This window comes from Pseudomonas sp. WC1 (assembly GCF_050586565.1).
GTDB lineage: Bacteria > Pseudomonadota > Gammaproteobacteria > Pseudomonadales > Pseudomonadaceae > Aquipseudomonas.
On the sequence record NZ_JBOBDQ010000004.1, the window covers coordinates 1 to 17,878 of the forward strand.

Consider the following 17,878-nt stretch of genomic DNA (forward strand, 5'->3'; position numbering starts at 1 on the left):
TCTTCCGTGGTAAAGAAATCTGGCGTGGGAGCGGGCGTATCGGAACGCCGCTCCCACGAATGTTCAGGCCAGGCTTCATCACTGCGTCAGTGGCGCTCGCCAAGCAGCGCCACCAACTCATTGAAGGCAGGACGGGCCAATACGTCGGCCTGCTGGCAGCGCTCAGCAAGTTGCTTCAGTGATGTGTCCTGCTCGTCGCAACACGCCAGCAATTCCTCGACAAGAATGCCAAACGCCCTCGTTTCCAGTCGTTCGAGTGCCGATGCCGCAAGACTTTGCCCCTGAGGGTGGAACGAGGCGGCACCGAAGTCGCCCAGCAGGCACTGGCCATTATCGTCGAACAGGATGTTGTGGGCATACAGATCACCATGGCTCAAGCCATGCCCATGCAGGTGGGCACAGACCGAGGCAATACCGCTGACAAGGCGACGCAGAGCCGGCTTGGTCAACTGGCGGTCGGCTGGATAGCGGTCGCGGGTGCAGCTGTCGAGGCTAGGCGGGCCGCCCAGGTTCGACCAGTGCGCGTCGATCAGTTGCATCACCAGGGCGGGCAGTTGATCTGGGTGATCGTCAATGCGCCCAGCCAGGCGCACCAGCTGTGGATGGTGGCCGGCGGCGATACAGGCGCTCATCTCCGCCAGTGGCGAACCGTCGCTGGTGATCGCGCCCTTGTACAGCTTGACCGCAACCGGTGCTTCCTGGCCGCGCCAGTGGGCGCGGTGAATCACCCCTGAGGCACCACGGCCGAGCTCTTCTTCCAGTTGGATGTCGTGCCAGTGCAGGGCGGGGCAATGGCCATCGGTGGCAGGTGCAACAAAGCCATAGGGCAATGGATTGTCCGCATAGGCCAGCCAGGCCAGGCGTGGCATGAGCAGCAACCAGTCGGGTAGGGCGCCCAGGCGGTTGCTGGCGATGCGCAGCAGTTCCAGGCGGTGGCAGTGCGCCAGGCTTGCCGGCAGATCGGTGAGGCGATTGCCGGCAAGCATGAGCTTTTGCAGGTGTGCGCAGTCCCCCAGTGCCTCGGGCAGCTGCTCCAATACGTTGTCGGTGAGCACCAGTGAGCGTAGCGAAGGTGGCAGGGCCTGGGCATCGACCCGGCTGATGCGGTTGCTTCTGAAGCCTACGGTTTCCAGGGCCTGGCAGCTGCCAATGGCGTGGGGCAGGTGGGTGAACTGATTGTTGGAGCAGAACAGCACCTTGAGCCGGTTCAGGCGGTGCAGGTCCTCGGGCAGTTCGCTCAGCCTGTTGCCGCTCAGGTCGAGCACTTCGAGGCTGTCGCCAAGTGCGAAGATCTCCCTGGGAAAATGGGTCAGGTTCTGGCAGAGATTCAGGCGTGTGATGCCGTGCAGGCGACCGGCACGCAGGTCTTCGAGGGTGTGCATGGGACTGTTCGCTAGACGTGGCTGGCCATTGTAGGCGCTCGGGTGCGGCAAATCTGCATATGGGTTGCGACTTAAGTCCGATGGCGGGCCGCCGGCCTCGGTCCATACTCAGGGTTCGCCCTTCAATAACAACAAGTACCGGGTTGCGAACCAATGACCTATCAGCACAGTTACGCCCATTCCATCTCCGACCCCGCCAGCTTCTGGCAGGCCCAGGCCGAGCAGCTCGCCTGGCAGCGCAAGCCGACCGTAACCTTGCAGCAGAACGCCGATGGTACCCACCGTTGGTTCGCCGACGGCCGCCTCAACAGTTGCTACCTGGCCCTTGACCATCAGATCGAGCAGGGGCGCGGTGAACAACTGGCGCTGATCTACGACTCGCCAGTGACTGGCGTGCAACAGACATTCACCTATCACCAGCTGCGTGATGAAGTGGCTTGCTTGGCGGGTCTGTTGCGTTCGTTGGGGGTGCGCAAGGGCGATGGCGTGATCATCTACATGCCGATGGTGCCCCAGGCCGCCATGGCCATGCTCGCCTGCGCCCGCATTGGTGCGGTGCATTCCGTAGTATTCGGCGGCTTCGCCGCGAACGAGCTGGCCCTGCGCATCGACGATGCCCGGCCGGCCCTGCTGCTGACGGCTTCCTGCGGCCTGGAGTTCGACCGCGTGATCGAGTACAAGCCGCTGGTCGATCGCGCCCTGCAGCTGGCTCGCCACCAACCGCGGCATGTGCTGGTGTTGCAGCGCCCGCAGGCGAGCGCCGAACTGCAGCCCGGGCGTGATCTGGACTGGCAGCAGGCCTTGCTCGGGGCCGCGCCGGTCGCCCCCGTTGAGCTGGACGCCGGCGATCCGCTGTACATCATGTACACCTCCGGCACCACCGGCAAACCCAAGGGTATCGTCCGCGAAAATGGCGGCAACGCAGTGGCGTTGTGTTATGCCATGCGTCATGTCTACGGCATGCGGGCTGGGGATGTATGGTGGGGGATCTCGGACGTCGGCTGGGTGGTGGGCCATTCGCTGATCGTGTACGGGCCACTGATGAGCGGGTGCACCACGGTGTTCTACGAGGGCAAGCCGATCCGCACGCCGGACGCCTCGGCCTACTGGCGGGTGGTGGAACAATATAAGGTCAATGGCTTGTTCTGCGCGCCCACCGCCATGCGCGCCATCCGCAAGGAAGATCCGGAAGGCGCGCTGATCCGCCGTCACAATCTCGATTCGTTGCGCCAGCTGTTCCTGGCCGGGGAGAAACTCGACTCCAGTACCCATGAATGGCTCGAGCGGGTCAGCGGCAAGCCGGTGCACGACCATTGGTGGCAGACCGAGACCGGCTGGCCGGTGACTGCGCCCTGTGTCGGGCTCGAAGGCAGCGCAGCGCGGCCGGGCTCGAGCAACCGGGCGGTGCCGGGGTACCACGTGCAGGTGCTGGATGACGAAGGCAAGCCGTTGGGGCCCAATCAACAGGGCGCTATCGTGATCGCCCTGCCATTGCCACCGGGTTGCAGCCAGACGCTCTGGGGCGATCACCAACGCTACCTGCAGGCCTACCTGCAGAGCTACCCCGGTTACTACCACACCGGCGACGGCGGCTACCTGGATGAAGACGGCTTCGTCTACATCATGGGGCGCACCGATGACGTGATCAATGTCTCGGGGCATCGCTTGTCGACCGGGGAAATGGAGGACCTGGTGGCGCGTCATCCGGCGGTGGCCGAGTGCGCGGTGATTGGTGTGCACGACGAGATCAAAGGCCAGGTGCCATTGGCGCTGGTGGTGCTCAAGGACGGGCAGGGCATTGGCGAGGCGCAACTGCAGGGCGAGTTGGTGGCGGATGTGCGCGAACAGATCGGCGCACTGGCCTGCTTCAACCGCGTGCGCCTGGTCAAGCGCCTGCCCAAGACCCGCTCTGGCAAGATCCTGCGTGCGGTGCTGCGCAAGATCGCCGATGGCCAGGCCTACACGGCGCCATCGACGCTGGATGATCCGGCGGTACTAGGGGAGATTGAAGGGGTGTTGGCCGACTTGCCCAGGGCGGGCTGACGCCATCGCGGGCAGCATTGCCTGTGAGGAGTCGGCTTGTCGTGGCGACGAACCGCGGCAAAAGGGCCGCCTGGCGGCCCCAGCTGCTGGATGCCTTACGACTTGAAGCGCCCCACCAACCCGTTCAGCTCATCCGACAACTGTGCCAGCCTGCCAGAGTCGGCCTGTGCAGAGCTGGCCAGCCCCTCTACCAGTCGTGCCTCGTCGTAGATCTGCTGGATGTGCCGGTTGATCTCCTCGGCGACGCTGTGCTGCTCCTCGGCGGCCGCCGAGATCTGCAGGTTCTGGTCGCGGATCTCGTTCACCGACAGCTGGATACCCTCGAAACTGTCACGCGCGCTTTCGATTGACGTCACGCTGGCCCGCGACAGGTCCAGGCAGCTTTCCATCTTTTGCGAGACCTCATGGGTCTTGCCGCCGAGGGTGTTGAGCAATTGGTCGATCTCGCCGGTGGAATCGGCGGTGCGCTTGGCCAGTGCCCGTACCTCGTCGGCCACCACCGCGAAACCACGGCCCTGGTCGCCGGCCCGGGCGGCCTCGATCGCGGCGTTGAGCGCCAGCAGGTTGGTCTGCTCGGCGATGGCGCGGATGGTGCCGAGGATCTGGTTGATGCTGCGGCTGCCTTCTTCCAACTCGACCATGGCTTGGGACGACTCGCTCAGGCGCCGACCCAGACGATTGACGTTGTCGGTGGTCGCCTCGATCTGCTGCTTGCCCTCGGCCACCCGCCGGTGCCCATGTTCGGCGGCATCTGCGGCGCTGCTGCATGAACGCGCCACTTCGTTGGCGGTGGCGACCATCTCGTTGAACGCAGTGGACACCAGCTCCACCGCCTCGCGCTGACGCCCGGCGGCCTCGTTCATGTTACCGGCCATCTCGCTGTTGCTGCGCGAGGCTTCGTGCAGGTTGGTCGAGGCCGCGCCGATGCGCTGGATCAGCTGGCGGATGGCGGCGAGGAACTTGTTGAACCAGCCGGCCAGCTCGGCGGTTTCATCCTTGCCCTGGACCTGCAGGTCGCGGCGCAGGTCGCCTTCACCCTCGGCGATCGACTGCAGGCCGGTGCTCACCTGGCCGATGGGCTTGACGATCACCCGCGAGAACGCTGCCGCCACCCCGGCGAAGATCAGCGCCAGCAGCACCACGATCACCGCCGTGACATAGGTCATGCGTGTGGCCGCGGCCATGACCTCGTCGTACTCGATCAGCCCGACGAAGCGCCAGCCCAGGCCTGGAGATGTCCATACATTTGCCATGTAGCGCACGCCATCGATCACCACCTCGGTGGCGCCTTGCTCGGTGGCGGCCAACGCCGCGTACGGCGCGCCGAGGTCCTTGAGCTGCTTGAAGCTGTGCCCGGCGTTGCGCGGGTCGACCAGCACGGTGCCGTCCTCGATCAGCATCACGTAGCCGCTGTCGCCCAGCTTGATGCTCTTGACCAGCTCGGTGAGGTTCTTCAGCGACACGCTGACCACGAACACGCCCTTGGCCTTGCCGGCCGCGTCGAGCAGCGCGCGGGCGGTGCCGACCAGGGCCACGTCGTCCTTGTCGTAGTAGTACGCGGCGGTGCGCACCGTCTTGTCCGGGCTGGCCATGGCGGCCTTGTACCAGGGGCGGGTGCGCGGGTCGTACTTGGCCAGCTGTGGGTCATCCGGCCATTTGGCGTAGCTGCCGTCTTCCAGGCCGATTGAAAGGATTGCCGCTGCCGGGTGAGTGGTGCCGTAGCGGGCGAAGGCGTCGATGACCCGTTGCGCAGCCTCGGGCATCGGTTGGCTGGCGGCATCGGCGCCGGTGTAGTCCTTGAGCGAGGTGACCGAGGTGTATACAGGATCCTTGGCCATCTGATCGACGTTCTGCAGCGTGCCATCAAAGAACTGGCGCATGTTGCCGTCGATCTGGCGAATTTCCCGGGTACTGCCGTCGAGGAACTGATCGACCGCCTCGCTGCGGATGTTCAGCACCGAAATCCCGCCAACCAAGGCGACCGGGATAAAGGCTACCAGTACGAAGGCCAGGATCAGTTTGTTTTTTATTTTCATCGTGACGCCCATCCGTGAGTGTGAAGGGTGTACATGGCCGCTTCGCTAGGGTGGTGGCCACTTGCTACCTTTTCTGTTTCGGCGGGCGGAATATAAACCTTTAGTAGATGTTTCGTGTACAGAAAATTCAGAAATTGTCCTGACTTGGCGGGAAAGTAGCAAAGATGCGTAGGAGCGGGTTTGCCCCACAAAGAGGTCTGAGCTGTTGATTCAGGACGATTACTAAGACTTTCCCTATTTCATGTAGGACGTTTCCCAACCATGCTTTCACGGCCTTTCAGCTGTTGTTCTGGCCAGCCGCATTCCCTAATCTCGCCCTGTCGTTGCCAATTCAACGACCGGGTGTGCAAGCCCGAGGATTTGGTCCAAGTCGCTCAATGGCGGCTATACGTGGGAGGCCTTCGGGCCAGCCGGGTTCCTACTCCACGGTCTTGCACACCCGCGTATAGCTGCCTCCCTCGCGCTGAGCGAAAGCGGATATCGAAAGCTCCCATGGCTACCTTCAGTGATCGAGCACCTTGTGATAGGTCACGAATTCTTGCTCGGCCTCATACCCCAGCGATTCATACAGCGCCTGGGCGGCAAGGTTGCTCCTGGCGGTGTCCAGGCTCAACCGCTGCGCGCCCTCGGCCTGGAAGATCCCGATCAGTTGCTGCATCAGGTAACGGGCATGACCGCCCCTGCGGGCACGGGGGACGACGAACAGGTCATACAGCCAATAGAAGCGCTTCATCGCCAGCGAGCAAGTGGCCGGGTACAGCTGGGCAAAGGCGATGGCCTGACCCTCGTCGTCCAGCAGCAGGTAGATCCGTGAGTTGTCGGTTTCGAGGTTGGCCTTGAGGAATGCACGGGAAGCGGGGAGGTCATCCGCCTCCTGGTAGAACATCCGGTACTGGTTGAAGAGGTCCGCGGTGGCGTCCAGGTGGTGCAGGTCACAGGCAATGACGTTCATGTCGGGGCTCGCTATCAGGTTGTCTAGCGCCTTTGCTGTGGGGGCGATCCTGCAGGATTCATGAAACACAGACGTAGGGATTCTGCTGCGTGCCGCAAAGCGGGAAAAGCAGGTCTTTGTCACGAGTGTTTGCCGACCAATGGGGCTGCGGCTTGCTGGCGTCTATTCAGGGCATTAGCATCCGCTTTCCTCACTCACGGCCATGCGCAACCTTTGGCCGACTCCAGGATCAAGGACGAATGTTGCCGCTGCTTTCCCGCTTCCTGCTGCACGCACTGGTGTGTGTGGCTTTTCCCTTTATCTTGAGCCTTGGCTTCGATCTCTACCGGCAGCATGTCGGCCCGCCGATGGCGCGAGGTGTCAGCGTCGGCTTGGCGACGATGCTGGTGTTCTACGCCTTCGTGCTCTTCAACCTGTTGATGGTGGCCATTCCAAGGGCGGCAGTTCGCTACTGGTTGGCGCTGTTGCTGGTGCTGCTGGTGCTGGCGTTCTTCAATACCTTGCACCCGTTGCGGGCACTGGGATTTGCGTTGTTGTGCGGTGGCTTGTGCGTGGTGGCCATCGGGATGACGCCACTGGTAACGTCGCTATTGCACCAGTGCCGTCGGTGAGGGAGTTCAGCAGGCCAGCACCTGTCGTTCTTCGAGCCACTGTTCGAAGCAGATGAAGGTGTCTACAGCGGCTTCTACCGTCCGGGCCTGGGCGGTCGGCTCCGGGGTGGCGGCAGCCAGCCGCTCGAGGAAGCTGCGCCAGCGTGCGCCGGTCAGCGGGCCGTAGACGTCGAGGAACGCGCCACCGTTGTCGGCGTCGATACCCAGGCGTTCGGCCATGGCCCGCTTGAGCACCTGGCCACCGAGCGTGGAGCCTTCCAGTACATACATCACCCCAAGCGCGCTGGCTTCGTCATCGATGCGAGGCAGGGCGCGGCACCAGGGCAGCGCTTCGATATCGATGGCCAGGGCGCCCAGGTCGCGTGACAGGGTGGGCGTCTTGTGGCGTTCGGCGCTCTGGTAGGCGCCCAGCAGTAAATCCAGCGGCGCATGAAAGCCATGGTAGGCCCCGAGCAGGTCGGCGTAGGCCGCGCGGTCGAAGCCCTCGCTGAAGAAAGGCAGCCGCGCTTCCAGCCTCTGGTGGCAGGCGCGGGTACCTTCGCGCAGGGCAAGCAGCAACGGGCTGACGGTAGCGGACATGACGGCGGCTCTGGTGTTAGGGCATTCGATACTGCCAGATCAGGTGGCGCAATCACCACTGCCGATTTTGCGCACCTGGCCCTTGAACTGTGGAATCATTGTGCCGCCTCTGGAACGAGGCTTTCACAGCCAAGACAGGAATGCAGCACGATGCGCGCAACAACATGGAACTGGCTGGCCCTGGGGCTGGCGTTGCTGCCGGGCCTGGCCGCCGCGGCGGAACCAGAGCCGGTGCCGGTATACCGGGAGATCAAGGACTGGATTGTTGGCTGCGACAACACGCGCTTCTGCACCGCGGTCCTGGCCGATCATCCGGAGCGGATGCGAGTGGGCATGCTGGTGCAGCGTGAGGCGGGCGCCTGGGGCAACCTGCACCTGACCTTGGTAGGGAGTACCGACTGGTCGGGCGAGCCCATGCTCGACGGCCAACTGCTGGTCGCCCCCTGGCGCATGACCCGCGGTGTCGAGACCACCCTGGAACTGGAGGGCGCCGATGCCTATGCCGTGTTGCGGCAATTGCGCAATGGCCAGCGCCTGGTGGACGACACCCGGCCAGGGGAGCGGGTGAGTTCGCTGCAGGGGCTGAGCGCCGCCTTGCTGCTGATGGATGCGGTGCAGGGCCGAATCGGCCACTACAGTGCGCTGATACGCCCCGGCGACAGCGTTGCCGATGTGCAGTTGCCAACTCCGGCCAAACCCCAGGTGCCGGCCTTTGTGGCAGCTACGGCCCTTGGCGCGCAGGAGCAAGCGGGCATCACCCAAGTGGTGATGGCCAAGGCGGCCGCCGAGGACCAGTTGAAGAACGAATACGATGTCGCTCCCAAGCTTGAGCTGCATGCCCTGGACGACCAGCATGCGCTGGCATTGCTCAGCTACAACTGCAACGACTTCCATTGCCTCTACGCGCTGTACAAGGTGTCGCGTGAAGCGCCTTACACCCTTGGGCCGCTGGAGTTCGAGGCGCCATCGAGCCCGGTGGTGATCAGCCGGATGCGCGACGCCATCGAGTTCTACCCTGGCAAAGGCGAGCTTCACAGCTATGCCAAGGACGACTACCCCGGCAGTTGCGGGGTGGAGGAAAGCTGGCGCTACGATGGCATGCGCATGCGCTTGCTCAGGCTGTCACGGATGGATCGCTGTGCGGAAGTGGGCACCGACAGTTGGCCGGTACTCTGGCGCAGTGAAGGTTGAACGCGTGAAGCGCACTTCAGGGATAACGCCATGGCAATGGATGAAACACCCGCGTGCGGCATTGCTGCTGACGCTCATGACGCCATCGGTCGTGCAGGCCGAGAGCGCCCAGGCACCGCTCGAAGCGGTGCCGATGTACCGGCAGATCGAGGACTGGGCGGTTGGCTGCGACAACACCCGTGCCTGCACCGTGGTAATGGCCATCGACGACGACCTGATGGCCGGCCTGCAGACCATCATAAGGCGCGAGGCGGGGCCACAGGGTGCGCTCGAACTGACCCTGCGCGTGGGCCCGGCGTTTGCGGAACAGGTGCTGCTCGATGGGCAGGCACTGTCGGCCAACTGGCAGCGCATCCAGCTTGAATACGACTTCGACCTGCTGCTGAAGGACGATGAGGCGCTGGCGCTCATACGCCGGTTGCGCAACGGTACACGCCTGAGTTCGTTGACCGAGGATGGCGAGCTGGTTGCGTCCTTGCATGGGCTCAATGGCGCGCTGTTGGCCATTGATGCAGTGCAGGGCCGGGTCGGGCATGCCGATGCCCTGGTGAAAGTGGGAGATGCGCCCGCTGCCGATGTGCCTGGCGCTCCCGATACCGTGGTGCTGCCACAGTTCGTTGCCGCGCCGCGCATGAGCGACGAGCAGGCCCATGAAATCGGCAGGGTGGTAAAAGGCCAGGCGAATGTCGAAGGCGATGTGCGAGGCATGAGCAACAGCCATTACGAGGTGCACCCGCTGGACGCAGCCAATGTCCTGGTCATTCTCAACGTGGGGTGCAGTGGCGAGTTCTGCGCCAATTACCTGTATCGGGTGTCCCGCACCGCACCCTACCAGATCAGCGAAATGGCCTTCGAGGCGCCGACGCCGTTGCTGGCGCCGCGTCTGAGTGGCTATGTAGCGTTCGATGCGCAGAGCGGTCAATTGTTTGCCGCTGACAAAAGCCAGGTAGAACGTGGTTGCGGGCTGATCCAGCAGTGGCGTTACGACGGTGAGCGCATGCGCCCCGAGCGCGTGGCCCGGCTCGATCGCTGCGGGTATGTGAAACCGCAGTTCTGGCCGGTGCTATGGCGTGCGCAGGAGTAGGTCGAGGCGAGCCGAGTGCCCATAGGCGCCGCTGACGCGCCGCATCGCCGGCAAGCCGGCTCCCACAGTTCAGCGTTGGCTGCAAATCATGCGCAGTACCTGTGGGAGCCGGCTTGCCGGCGATGGGCGCGTAGCGCCCTCTATCAGTGAGGTGTGGCTCAGAACGCCAGCTTGTAGCCGATCAATAGCAGCATGGTCGCCAGGCAAGGCCGCAGCACGCGGTCGGAAATACGCCCGGTCAGGTGGCTGCCCAGGTAGATCCCCGGCAACGAACCCAGCAGCAGGTAGCCCAGCAGTGACCAGTCCATGTTGCCCATGCCGGCATGACCCAGGCCGGCCACCAGAGTCAGCGGCACGGCGTGGGCGATCTCGGTGCCGACCAGGCGGCGGGTGACCAGGAACGGGTAGAGCAGGAACAGCGCCACGGTGCCCAGCGCTCCGGCGCCGATGGAGGTGAGGGTGACCATCACGCCCAGTACCACGCCGGTGATCACGGTGAGGATGTTCAGGGTACGGTCACTGAGGTGGTAGTGGTCACCGGCATGCTTGCTGGCGAAGGCCTGCAGGCGCGATTTGAACAGGATCGCCAGGGCGGTGAGGATCAGCACCACCGCCAGGCCCTGCTTGATGATGGCGTTGAGCGCCGAGGTGTCGGTGTGCAGGGTGCTGAGGAACCACAGGGTCAGCGCGGCGGCCGGGACGCTGCCCAGGCTCAACCAGCCGGTGATCTTCCAGTCGATGTTCTTGTTGCGGCCATGCACCCAGACGCCGCTGGCTTTGGTGATGGCGGCATAGAGCAGGTCGGTGCCCACGGCGGTGGCCGGGTTGATGCCGAACCACAGTAGGATCGGGGTCATCAGCGAACCGCCGCCGACGCCGGTCATGCCGACGATGAAGCCTACGATCAGGCCCGCAAGGGTGAAACCGAAAGAACCTACATCCATACGCTACTCGACGCCCAGCTTGCCCGTGATCGGATGAGTGCCAGCATATAGATTTTTTTATAGCCAAATAGACTTGTTCGTTATTAGGTTATAACCACGCTGTGGCGGTACGCTCCTGAGAATCCACGGTTAATGAGCGTGGGTATGCCGGGTGCTAGTCTGCTCGACTGTCCCAGGCACGGTTCAGCCAAACCATGAAAGGAGCGTTCCATGAGCAATGACATCCAGCGTTTTCCCAGCAACCTGCCGTTTCCATTTTCCCGTGCAGTGAAGGCCGGGGGCTTCCTGTTCCTGTCCGGTCAGGTGCCGATGAGCGCCAGTGGCGAGGTGGTACGCGGTGATATCCAGACACAGACCCGGGCAGCCTGCGAACGTATCGCCGAGAGTTTGGCAGTGAGTGGGGCGCGTTTCGAACAGGTGGTGAAATGCACGGTCTGGCTGTCGGACATGAGCCATTTCGCCGGCTTCAACGAGGTCTACAAAGAGTTCTTTGGCGCGGCGCTGCCGGTGCGTTCGACGGTGGCATCGGCGCTGGCATTGGGGGTCGATGTGGAGATCGAGGTGCAGGCGTTCGTTGGTGAGTGAGGGGCTTTGGCGAGTAGCTGAAGCGCGCCTGCGCATTCGCCGATGTGATCGAAGATCGTGATCGTGGGGTGAGCCCGCTCCTGCACACGCACAGGAGCGGGCGGCAGGTCAGATGCGGAAGCTGCCCACCAGTTGCTTCAGGCGCCCGGCCTGCTGGCTCAGGGCGTCGCAGTGGCGCAGGGTGTCGTTGAGGTTCTCCACCCCTTGCTGGTTCAGCGCGTTGATCTGGGTGATGTCCAGGTTCAGGCTCTCGACCACGGCGGTCTGCTCTTCGGTGGCGGTGGCCACCGATTGGTTCATGCCGTCGATCTCGCCGATACGCTGGGTGACACTGGCCAGGCGCTCACCGGCCTCGTTGGCCACCTGAACGGTCTCTTCGCTGGAGACCTGGCTGGTGTTCATGGTGTGCACCGCCTCACGCGAGCCGACCTGCAGGCTGGTGATCATGCGGTGGATCTCTTCTGCCGATTCCTGGGTGCGGTGGGCCAGGTTGCGCACTTCGTCGGCAACCACGGCGAAACCACGCCCGGCTTCACCGGCACGGGCGGCCTCGATGGCGGCGTTGAGCGCCAGCAGGTTGGTCTGCTGGGAGATGCCCTTGATCACGTCGAGGATCTTGCCGATTTCGTCGGTGCTGGCGTTGAGGGTCTCAATCTGCTCGCAGGACTCGCTGATGCGCTCGGACAGGGCGGTCATGGCGCTGATCGCCTCTTCGACCACCTGGCGGCCACCGTTGGCCTGTTCGCTGGCGCCGCTGGCGTGCTGCGAGGCGTCGGCGGCGTTGCGGGCGATTTCCTGGGTGGCGGCGCCCAGTTCGTTGATCGCCGCGGCGACACTGTTGGTGCGCATGCTCTGCTCTTCGGAGCCGGTGAGCGAGGCATTGGAGGCGACCACGACCTTTTCCGACAGGTCATGCACCAGGCGGGTGGCCGAGGACACTTCGCTGATCGAGGCGTGGATACGCTCGACGAAACGGTTGAACGAGGTGGCCAGCTCGCCGAACTCGTCCTTCTGCTCGACGGTCAGGCGGCGGGTCAGGTCGCCTTCGCCTTCGGCGATGTCCTGCATGGCGCGGCCCATGGTGGTCAGCGGGCGCATCAGCACCGGGATCAGCAGGCCGAGCAGGCCGGCGATGACGGCCACGGCGATGAGCATGGCGATGATGGCCGAGGTACGGAACTGGCTCAGCGGGGCGTAGGCTTTTTCTTTATCGATCGACAGGCCGATGTACCACTGCGCCGATGGCAGGCCGTCCACCGGAGCGAAGGAGATGATGCGGTCCTTGCCATCGAGGCTGACTTCCTGGATGCCGGATTCGACACGCAGCGGCGAGCCTGGGTAGATGTCTTTGAGGTTCTTCATCACCCGGTCCTTGTCCGGGCTGACGATTACCTGGCCATTGCGGTCGACCAGGAAAGCGTGGCCAAGGCCGCCGAAGTCCACGGCGTTGATGATGTCGACCAGGGTGTTCAGGCTCAGGTCGCCGCCGACCACGCCGATCAGCTCGCCGCTGGACTTGGCCTTGACCGGCATGGCGATGGTCACCACCAGGCCACCCACTGCGGCCATGTAGGGCGGGGTCAGCATTGTCTGGTTGGCGGCCACGGCCTGGGTGTACCAGGGGCGCTGGCGCGGGTCGTAGCCGTCAGGCATCCTGGCGTCGGGGCGCTGGGTGAACAGGCCGGTGTTCTGGCCAAAATAGGTGAACTGGAAGTTGCTGGTGTACGACGGCTGGTCGACCAGGCCCGGCACGTTGCTGCCGGCGCCTTGCTGGGCGATGTCCTGGGCCAGGTTTTCCAGGACCAGGATGCGCCCGCTCATCCAGTTCTGCACGCTGCTGGCGGTCTGCGCGCCGGCCTGGCGCACCGAAGACTCGATGTTCTGGCGAATGGTGTTGCGTTGCAGGTAGTCGTTGTAGAGGGTGAACAGGGCGAAGGCCAGTACAACGACGGCGCAGGCACTGAGCAGGATCTTGTGGCGGAATTTCAGGTTCATGTTTCGAGACCTTGAGCCAGTGAAAGGAGGGCGCCGCGTGCTTGTGGCACGAGTGGCGGAGCCTGTTGCAACGCTATCGGCCGAATCTGAAAAATGTTGAAAGACTAAATGTCGCAGTAGTTGGCCGAATCGACCTGCCAAGGTGACAAATCATTTCGAAGCCAACAGGCTCACCAACGTCCTGGCCGCCTGGCCGAGGGGTTGGTGTTTGAGCCAGAAGGCGTTCACCGGCAGTTGCAATTCGTTGCGGGTATTCTGAAATTGCAGGCGGACCAGGCGTCCGTCCGCAAGCAGCGGCGCTACCCGCGCCAGCGGCAGGTCGCCCCAGCCCAGGCCGGCCTCGACCATCTGCAGGGCCAGGTCCAGGCTGTCGGTGCGCCAGTGCGAGGTGCCGATCAGCGAGCGGGGATCGCTCAATGGCAGGTCGCGGCTGCACACCAGGATCTGGCGCAGGTTGACCAGGTCTTCGAGGTTGCGGATGCGCCCCTCGCGCAGCGCGGGGTGGCGTGGCGACAGGGTGGCCACCAGCGATTCCAGGGCGATGTGCTGGAAGCTGCGTCGCGGGTCCACCTGCAGCCCGGCGAAGGCCAGGCACAGGCGCACCCGGCCACTGTCGAGCAGTTGCAGGGCCTCTTCCTGCGGGGCGGCGAGCAGTTCGATATCCAGCAGCGGGTAGCGCTCGCCCAGGCGGGTGATGGCCCCGAGCAACGGGCGCTGGTCGATATCCGGCACCACGGCGATGGCCAGGCTGCTTTCCAGCCCACGCGACAGCTCCAGCGCATGCACTTCCAACAGCCCCAGTTGTTCGGCGATCAGCCGGGCATGGGGCTCCAGGGCCTGGGCCTGGGCGGTCGGGCGTGCCTCCCGCGACCCTCGCTCGAACAGCGGGTAGCCAAGCTCGGCCTCGAGGTTGCCGATGGCCATGCTCACCGCCGAGGGTACGCGCCCTAGCGCTCGCGCGGCAGCCGAGAACGAGCCGCGGTCGAGTACGGCGAGGAACAGCAGGATGGTATCGCTGGAAAAGTTCATGGCAGTCTCCTTTCAGCAAATCTGAAAGCTGCCGACTTTTTCTGTCAAGCCTGTTGATGCATTCTGCGCGCCTTCGTCATATCCGCAACAAGGTAATCCCGTGCAAGGACTCAAACGCAAACTGGTCTACGTGACCTTCTATGAACTGATTGGCCTGTGCATGTCGACCCTGGGCCTGGCCTACCTGTCCGACACCCAGGCTTCGCACACCGGCCCCCTGGCAGTGATGATCACCACCATCGCCATGGCCTGGAACCTCATCTACAACAGCCTGTTCGAGTGGTGGGAGAGCCACCAGGCCACCCGCGGGCGCAGCCTCGGGCGGCGGGTGGCGCATGCCATCGGCTTCCAGCTGACCCTGGTGGTGTACCTGATCCCGCTGATCGCCTGGTGGCTTAACATGACCCTTCTGGAGGCGTTGATGGTGGATCTGGCATTCATCATCCTGGTGCCGTGCTACACCTTCGTCTACAACTGGGCGTTCGACCGCATCTTCGGGCTGCCGACTTCGGCCCTGGCGACTGCCTGAACGTGCCACCTGCGCGGGGTCATGGCGGCAGGCGAATCAGCAACGGTTCCTGTGACCGGCTCCCGAGCAAGCTGTCCTCCACCTGCCCCGACAGGTAATACACCCCGGCCATGGCGCCGCTCTGGCGATTCTCCATCAGCTCCTGCCATTCCTGGTTCAGCGCCACATTGAGGATCACCCGCAGTTGCTCGACCATCTGCGGCTGTTCACGGTCGTGGGTGATGATGCCGTAGCCGGTTGCCGCCACCGAGATCAACGCCCCTGCCGCCTTGCCCACGGCCGCCGCGATGGCACTGGCGGCACCGCGTGGCGCCAGTGTGGCGCCAAGTTTCTCGCTGGCCTGGGTGGCCACCGACGACAATCCTGCCTCGGTCTGCCCGGGGGCCTTGGCGGCCTGTTGGTGCAGGTGCTGGCGCAGGGACTGCCAGGCCAGCTGTTGGTCCAGCGACTTGGCCCGCAGCAGTTGGTAAAGCGAGGCATTGCGTGCATCCGGCGGGCCCAGGGCGATGATCGGGATGCGGTTGAGGCGCTGGCTGAACTGCTCGGGCGGGGCGTTGTAGCGCTGGATGATGGTCGGCAGTTGCTGGCCGAGCAGTTGCAGGTACAGTTCGCTGGCGCGGTCGCGAATGCCCTCGGGGTTGATCTGTTCGGCCACCGGGTCGATGACCCGTTCGCGGTACTGTTCCTGCAGATAAAGGCCCAGGCGCTTTTCAGCTGGCTCCTGGCCATTGCCACTGTTCATCTTGTACCAGGCGACCTTGAGCGTGAGCCACTGCTGGGTCCAGTAACCGGTGAACCAGGGGATGAAGTCGTTCTCGGTGCGTTGCTGCACTTGCTCCTTCCACACGCGCATGGAACGCCGGGCGTAGTCGTTGGCCGAGCCCGCAGCGGCGACCGAGGCCTCGATGATGTCCTGGTCGATGCGCTGCCAGACGGCCGGTGGCAGGTTCTGCGGCGGGGGCGGGGCGGGTGGGCGTTTGCCGGCGCAGCCGGCGAGGGCCAGCAAGAGGCAGAGTGGAACCATCGCGAGGATCGATTTCACGCGGATTGCCCCCTTGGCGAGAGGCTGGGTGATTAACCGAAGTATAGGTTTGTCTTGAGGGTCTCATCGCGGGGCAAGCCCGCTTCCACGGCGAGCGCGTCAGCCCACCCGTTTCAGGTGCAGCAACAGGAACGGATCGCCTTGTCCATCCACCTCGCTGCGTCCGACCTGGACGAAGCCCTGCTTGAGGTAGAACCCCACGGCCTGTGGGTTCTGTTCGTTGACATCGACTTCTCGTACGCCCAGCTCATCGACCACGTGGGCCAGCAAGGCTTTGCCGATGCCTTGGCCACGGCAGGCCGGGTCGACGAAGAGCATTTCCAGCTTGCCATCATGCACCCCGGCAAACCCCTGTATATGGCCGGCGCCGTCCGCCCAGGCACGCAGCTGGACAAAACCCAGGTACTGCTCGCGCACCAGCGGGCGCAGGCGCTCGATGTAGCCCGCGGGCAGGAAGTCGTGGGTCGCCCGCACCGAGGCTTCCCACAGATCGGCCAGCCGATCGTAGTGTTGCGCGCCGACTGGCGCGATAGTGAAGTTCATAGGCCCTCCCAGGCATTTTGGTAATCGGTTTTAGGGTACGGCATTGCGCTATGCTCGGCATTGCGTCCGCGAACGGGAGAGCCGCTGATGAATGTTGCCAAGGCCGACGCCTTGCTGCTGGTGGATGTGCAGTGCGCTTTCATGGAGGGCGCCGATGCGGTGCCTGGCCACCTGGCCTTGCAGCAGAGCATCGCCCGTTTGCTTGGCCGCGCCCGCCAGGCCGGGGTGCCGGTGATCTTCCTGCAGAACGACGGTGCGCCGGGCAGCCCGGATGCCCCGCACAGTGCCGGCTGGCAGCTGTATTTTCCGCCTGCGCGGGGCGAGCACGTGCTGTTCAAGACCGAGGACGATGGCTTTCTCGAAACCGCTTTGCAAACCCTGCTCAACGACCTCGGGGCCCGGCGCCTGGCCCTGTGTGGCGTGCTCTCGGAAATGTGCCTGGCTGCCACTGCCCATGCCGCGCTGCAAAGGGGCTTCGATGTGTTGCTGCCCCACGATGCCCACGCCACCTACGACGTGCCCCCAGGCCCTGGCGGCTCGCCGGGTGTGCCCGCCGCCCTGGCAGCCCGGGCGGCGGAGTGGTCGCTGGGGGACGAAGTGCAGATCCTGCCCGGCGTCGAGGCCGTGGCGTTCGCTTGATTCAGCCGGCCTGATCCAGATCGAGTTTGGCCTCGAGGCGGTCCAGATGTTCATGCATCAGGCCCAGCGCTGCCTGGCCGTCGCCGTTTTCCACCGCGTCGATGATCGCCGCATGTTCCTGCCAGGCGCAGTGCTCGCAGCAGGGCGCTTCGTAGCGGGCGATGATCAGCGAAGTCATGGGTACCAGGCCATTGAGAAAACGCGCCAGCGGCGCGTTGGCGGCCATCTGCGCCAGCTTCATGTGGAACTCGCCGCCCAGGCGAATGGCCGTGCAGCGTTCGCCGCGTTCATGGTGCTGGCGTTCGCGTTCGACCAGTTGGCGTAGTTGGCGGATCTGTGCCGGGCGCGCGCGCTGGGTGGCCAGGCCGATCAGCGTGGTCTCGGCCAGGCGCCGGGCGCTGAGCACCTGGCGCGCCTGTTCAGGGTCGGGGGCGGCCAGGTGCGCGGTGTGGCTGGGGCGCTGCACTACCACCTGCTGGTCGGACAGGCGCCCGAGCACCCGGCGGATCACTGTGCGGCTGACGCCGAAAGCATTGCCCAGCGCCTGCTCGGGCAGGGCGCTGCCGGGTGGCAGGCGTTGTTCGAGGATGGCATCGAACAGCCGGGGATAGATTTGTTCCGCCGACAGGCGGGTCTCGCCGGCACCGAGCAGGGCAGGCAGGCGGGGGACGGCTTGGGCAAAGGCGGTCATTGT

17 protein-coding genes and 1 pseudogene are annotated in these 17,878 nt (G+C 64.3%); 7 read left to right on the forward strand and 11 right to left on the reverse strand.

What is annotated here, in order from left to right:
• Positions 1–86: 86 nt before the first annotated feature.
• Positions 87–1,382 carry a leucine-rich repeat-containing protein kinase family protein gene (locus ACQ4OD_RS02465; RefSeq protein WP_430943830.1) on the reverse strand — a complete coding sequence of 432 codons (1,296 nt, stop codon included), beginning with the start codon at positions 1,380–1,382 and terminating at the stop codon, positions 87–89.
• Between the two features lie 153 nt (positions 1,383–1,535).
• On the opposite strand from ACQ4OD_RS02465, the gene ACQ4OD_RS02470 reads away from it, so the two are divergent.
• The gene (locus ACQ4OD_RS02470) at positions 1,536–3,425 is read left to right on the forward strand and encodes a propionyl-CoA synthetase (RefSeq protein ID WP_430943831.1); all 1,890 of its coding nucleotides are present in this window, start codon (positions 1,536–1,538) and stop codon (positions 3,423–3,425) included.
• Positions 3,426–3,520: 95 nt separating this feature from the next.
• On the opposite strand, the gene ACQ4OD_RS02475 is transcribed toward ACQ4OD_RS02470, so the two are convergent.
• The 3 genes and pseudogenes from ACQ4OD_RS02475 to ACQ4OD_RS02485 form a co-directional block, all read right to left on the reverse strand.
• Entirely contained in the window at positions 3,521–4,300 is a 780-nt protein-coding gene (locus ACQ4OD_RS02475) for a methyl-accepting chemotaxis protein (RefSeq protein ID WP_371918347.1), read from the reverse strand.
• 123 nt (positions 4,301–4,423) lie between these two features.
• Positions 4,424–5,473: pseudogene (locus ACQ4OD_RS02480) on the reverse strand (cache domain-containing protein); the annotation flags it as partial.
• Between the two features lie 490 nt (positions 5,474–5,963).
• Complete coding sequence (locus tag ACQ4OD_RS02485) at positions 5,964–6,413, reverse strand: GNAT family N-acetyltransferase (protein WP_139669849.1); 450 nt, start codon at positions 6,411–6,413, stop codon at positions 5,964–5,966.
• 239 nt (positions 6,414–6,652) lie between these two features.
• On the opposite strand from ACQ4OD_RS02485, the gene ACQ4OD_RS02490 reads away from it, so the two are divergent.
• Positions 6,653–7,024: a hypothetical protein gene (locus ACQ4OD_RS02490; RefSeq protein ID WP_198753898.1), complete on the forward strand. Its 372-nt coding sequence runs from the start codon at positions 6,653–6,655 to the stop codon at positions 7,022–7,024.
• Between the two features lie 6 nt (positions 7,025–7,030).
• Here ACQ4OD_RS02490 and ACQ4OD_RS02495 read toward each other — a convergent pair whose 3' ends face one another.
• Positions 7,031–7,603 (reverse strand): biliverdin-producing heme oxygenase, encoded by a 573-nt coding sequence (locus ACQ4OD_RS02495; protein WP_430943832.1) that lies wholly within the window; start codon positions 7,601–7,603, stop codon positions 7,031–7,033.
• 150 nt (positions 7,604–7,753) lie between these two features.
• Between ACQ4OD_RS02495 and ACQ4OD_RS02500 the strand changes: the two genes are divergently transcribed.
• Both ACQ4OD_RS02500 and ACQ4OD_RS02505 read left to right on the forward strand, forming a co-directional pair.
• Entirely contained in the window at positions 7,754–8,794 is a 1,041-nt protein-coding gene (locus tag ACQ4OD_RS02500) for a DUF1176 domain-containing protein (RefSeq protein WP_139669853.1), read from the forward strand.
• 40 nt (positions 8,795–8,834) lie between these two features.
• Positions 8,835–9,878, forward strand: coding sequence for a DUF1176 domain-containing protein (locus tag ACQ4OD_RS02505; RefSeq protein ID WP_430943833.1), 1,044 nt, complete (start codon positions 8,835–8,837; stop codon positions 9,876–9,878).
• A 158-nt stretch (positions 9,879–10,036) separates the two neighbouring features.
• Here ACQ4OD_RS02505 and ACQ4OD_RS02510 read toward each other — a convergent pair whose 3' ends face one another.
• Positions 10,037–10,822, reverse strand: coding sequence for a sulfite exporter TauE/SafE family protein (locus ACQ4OD_RS02510; protein WP_110704593.1), 786 nt, complete (start codon positions 10,820–10,822; stop codon positions 10,037–10,039).
• A gap of 210 nt (positions 10,823–11,032) precedes the next feature.
• On the opposite strand from ACQ4OD_RS02510, the gene ACQ4OD_RS02515 reads away from it, so the two are divergent.
• Positions 11,033–11,407 (forward strand): RidA family protein, encoded by a 375-nt coding sequence (locus ACQ4OD_RS02515; RefSeq protein ID WP_430943834.1) that lies wholly within the window; start codon positions 11,033–11,035, stop codon positions 11,405–11,407.
• A gap of 108 nt (positions 11,408–11,515) precedes the next feature.
• Here the strand turns inward: ACQ4OD_RS02515 and mcpA are convergent, their stop codons facing one another.
• Together mcpA and ACQ4OD_RS02525 are read right to left on the reverse strand one after the other, a co-directional pair.
• Positions 11,516–13,402 (reverse strand): methyl-accepting chemotaxis protein McpA, encoded by a 1,887-nt coding sequence (mcpA, locus tag ACQ4OD_RS02520; protein ID WP_102685362.1) that lies wholly within the window; start codon positions 13,400–13,402, stop codon positions 11,516–11,518.
• 150 nt (positions 13,403–13,552) lie between these two features.
• Complete coding sequence (locus ACQ4OD_RS02525; RefSeq protein ID WP_198753901.1) at positions 13,553–14,431, reverse strand: LysR family transcriptional regulator; 879 nt, start codon at positions 14,429–14,431, stop codon at positions 13,553–13,555.
• Between the two features lie 100 nt (positions 14,432–14,531).
• Between ACQ4OD_RS02525 and ACQ4OD_RS02530 the strand changes: the two genes are divergently transcribed.
• Positions 14,532–14,960, forward strand: a complete 429-nt coding sequence (locus tag ACQ4OD_RS02530) for a PACE efflux transporter (RefSeq protein ID WP_102685364.1) — start codon at positions 14,532–14,534, stop codon at positions 14,958–14,960.
• 19 nt (positions 14,961–14,979) lie between these two features.
• On the opposite strand, the gene ACQ4OD_RS02535 is transcribed toward ACQ4OD_RS02530, so the two are convergent.
• Both ACQ4OD_RS02535 and ACQ4OD_RS02540 read right to left on the reverse strand, forming a co-directional pair.
• The gene (locus ACQ4OD_RS02535; protein ID WP_046854870.1) at positions 14,980–15,984 is read right to left on the reverse strand and encodes a hypothetical protein; all 1,005 of its coding nucleotides are present in this window, start codon (positions 15,982–15,984) and stop codon (positions 14,980–14,982) included.
• Positions 15,985–16,101: 117 nt separating this feature from the next.
• Positions 16,102–16,545: a GNAT family N-acetyltransferase gene (locus ACQ4OD_RS02540; protein ID WP_430943835.1), complete on the reverse strand. Its 444-nt coding sequence runs from the start codon at positions 16,543–16,545 to the stop codon at positions 16,102–16,104.
• Between the two features lie 87 nt (positions 16,546–16,632).
• Between ACQ4OD_RS02540 and ACQ4OD_RS02545 the strand changes: the two genes are divergently transcribed.
• Positions 16,633–17,184: an isochorismatase family protein gene (locus tag ACQ4OD_RS02545; protein WP_430943836.1), complete on the forward strand. Its 552-nt coding sequence runs from the start codon at positions 16,633–16,635 to the stop codon at positions 17,182–17,184.
• A gap of 1 nt (position 17,185) precedes the next feature.
• On the opposite strand, the gene ACQ4OD_RS02550 is transcribed toward ACQ4OD_RS02545, so the two are convergent.
• Positions 17,186–17,875: a GntR family transcriptional regulator gene (locus ACQ4OD_RS02550; protein WP_430943837.1), complete on the reverse strand. Its 690-nt coding sequence runs from the start codon at positions 17,873–17,875 to the stop codon at positions 17,186–17,188.
• Positions 17,876–17,878: the final 3 nt, after the last annotated feature.

Bases quoted from the DNA above. Each gene is read 5' to 3' on its own strand.
- ACQ4OD_RS02465 (WP_430943830.1), bottom strand. From the start codon at position 1,382: ATGCACACCCTCGAAGACCTGCGTGCCGGTCGCCTGCACGGCATCACA.
- ACQ4OD_RS02470 (WP_430943831.1), top strand. From the start codon at position 1,536: ATGACCTATCAGCACAGTTACGCCCATTCCATCTCCGACCCCGCCAGC.
- ACQ4OD_RS02475 (WP_371918347.1), bottom strand. From the start codon at position 4,300: ATGGCCGGTAACATGAACGAGGCCGCCGGGCGTCAGCGCGAGGCGGTG.
- ACQ4OD_RS02485 (WP_139669849.1), bottom strand. From the start codon at position 6,413: ATGAACGTCATTGCCTGTGACCTGCACCACCTGGACGCCACCGCGGAC.
- ACQ4OD_RS02490 (WP_198753898.1), top strand. From the start codon at position 6,653: ATGTTGCCGCTGCTTTCCCGCTTCCTGCTGCACGCACTGGTGTGTGTG.
- ACQ4OD_RS02495 (WP_430943832.1), bottom strand. From the start codon at position 7,603: ATGTCCGCTACCGTCAGCCCGTTGCTGCTTGCCCTGCGCGAAGGTACC.
- ACQ4OD_RS02500 (WP_139669853.1), top strand. From the start codon at position 7,754: ATGCGCGCAACAACATGGAACTGGCTGGCCCTGGGGCTGGCGTTGCTG.
- ACQ4OD_RS02505 (WP_430943833.1), top strand. From the start codon at position 8,835: ATGAAACACCCGCGTGCGGCATTGCTGCTGACGCTCATGACGCCATCG.
- ACQ4OD_RS02510 (WP_110704593.1), bottom strand. From the start codon at position 10,822: ATGGATGTAGGTTCTTTCGGTTTCACCCTTGCGGGCCTGATCGTAGGC.
- ACQ4OD_RS02515 (WP_430943834.1), top strand. From the start codon at position 11,033: ATGAGCAATGACATCCAGCGTTTTCCCAGCAACCTGCCGTTTCCATTT.
- mcpA (WP_102685362.1), bottom strand. From the start codon at position 13,402: ATGAACCTGAAATTCCGCCACAAGATCCTGCTCAGTGCCTGCGCCGTC.
- ACQ4OD_RS02525 (WP_198753901.1), bottom strand. From the start codon at position 14,431: ATGAACTTTTCCAGCGATACCATCCTGCTGTTCCTCGCCGTACTCGAC.
- ACQ4OD_RS02535 (WP_046854870.1), bottom strand. From the start codon at position 15,984: ATGGTTCCACTCTGCCTCTTGCTGGCCCTCGCCGGCTGCGCCGGCAAA.
- ACQ4OD_RS02540 (WP_430943835.1), bottom strand. From the start codon at position 16,545: ATGAACTTCACTATCGCGCCAGTCGGCGCGCAACACTACGATCGGCTG.
- ACQ4OD_RS02545 (WP_430943836.1), top strand. From the start codon at position 16,633: ATGAATGTTGCCAAGGCCGACGCCTTGCTGCTGGTGGATGTGCAGTGC.
- ACQ4OD_RS02550 (WP_430943837.1), bottom strand. From the start codon at position 17,875: ATGACCGCCTTTGCCCAAGCCGTCCCCCGCCTGCCTGCCCTGCTCGGT.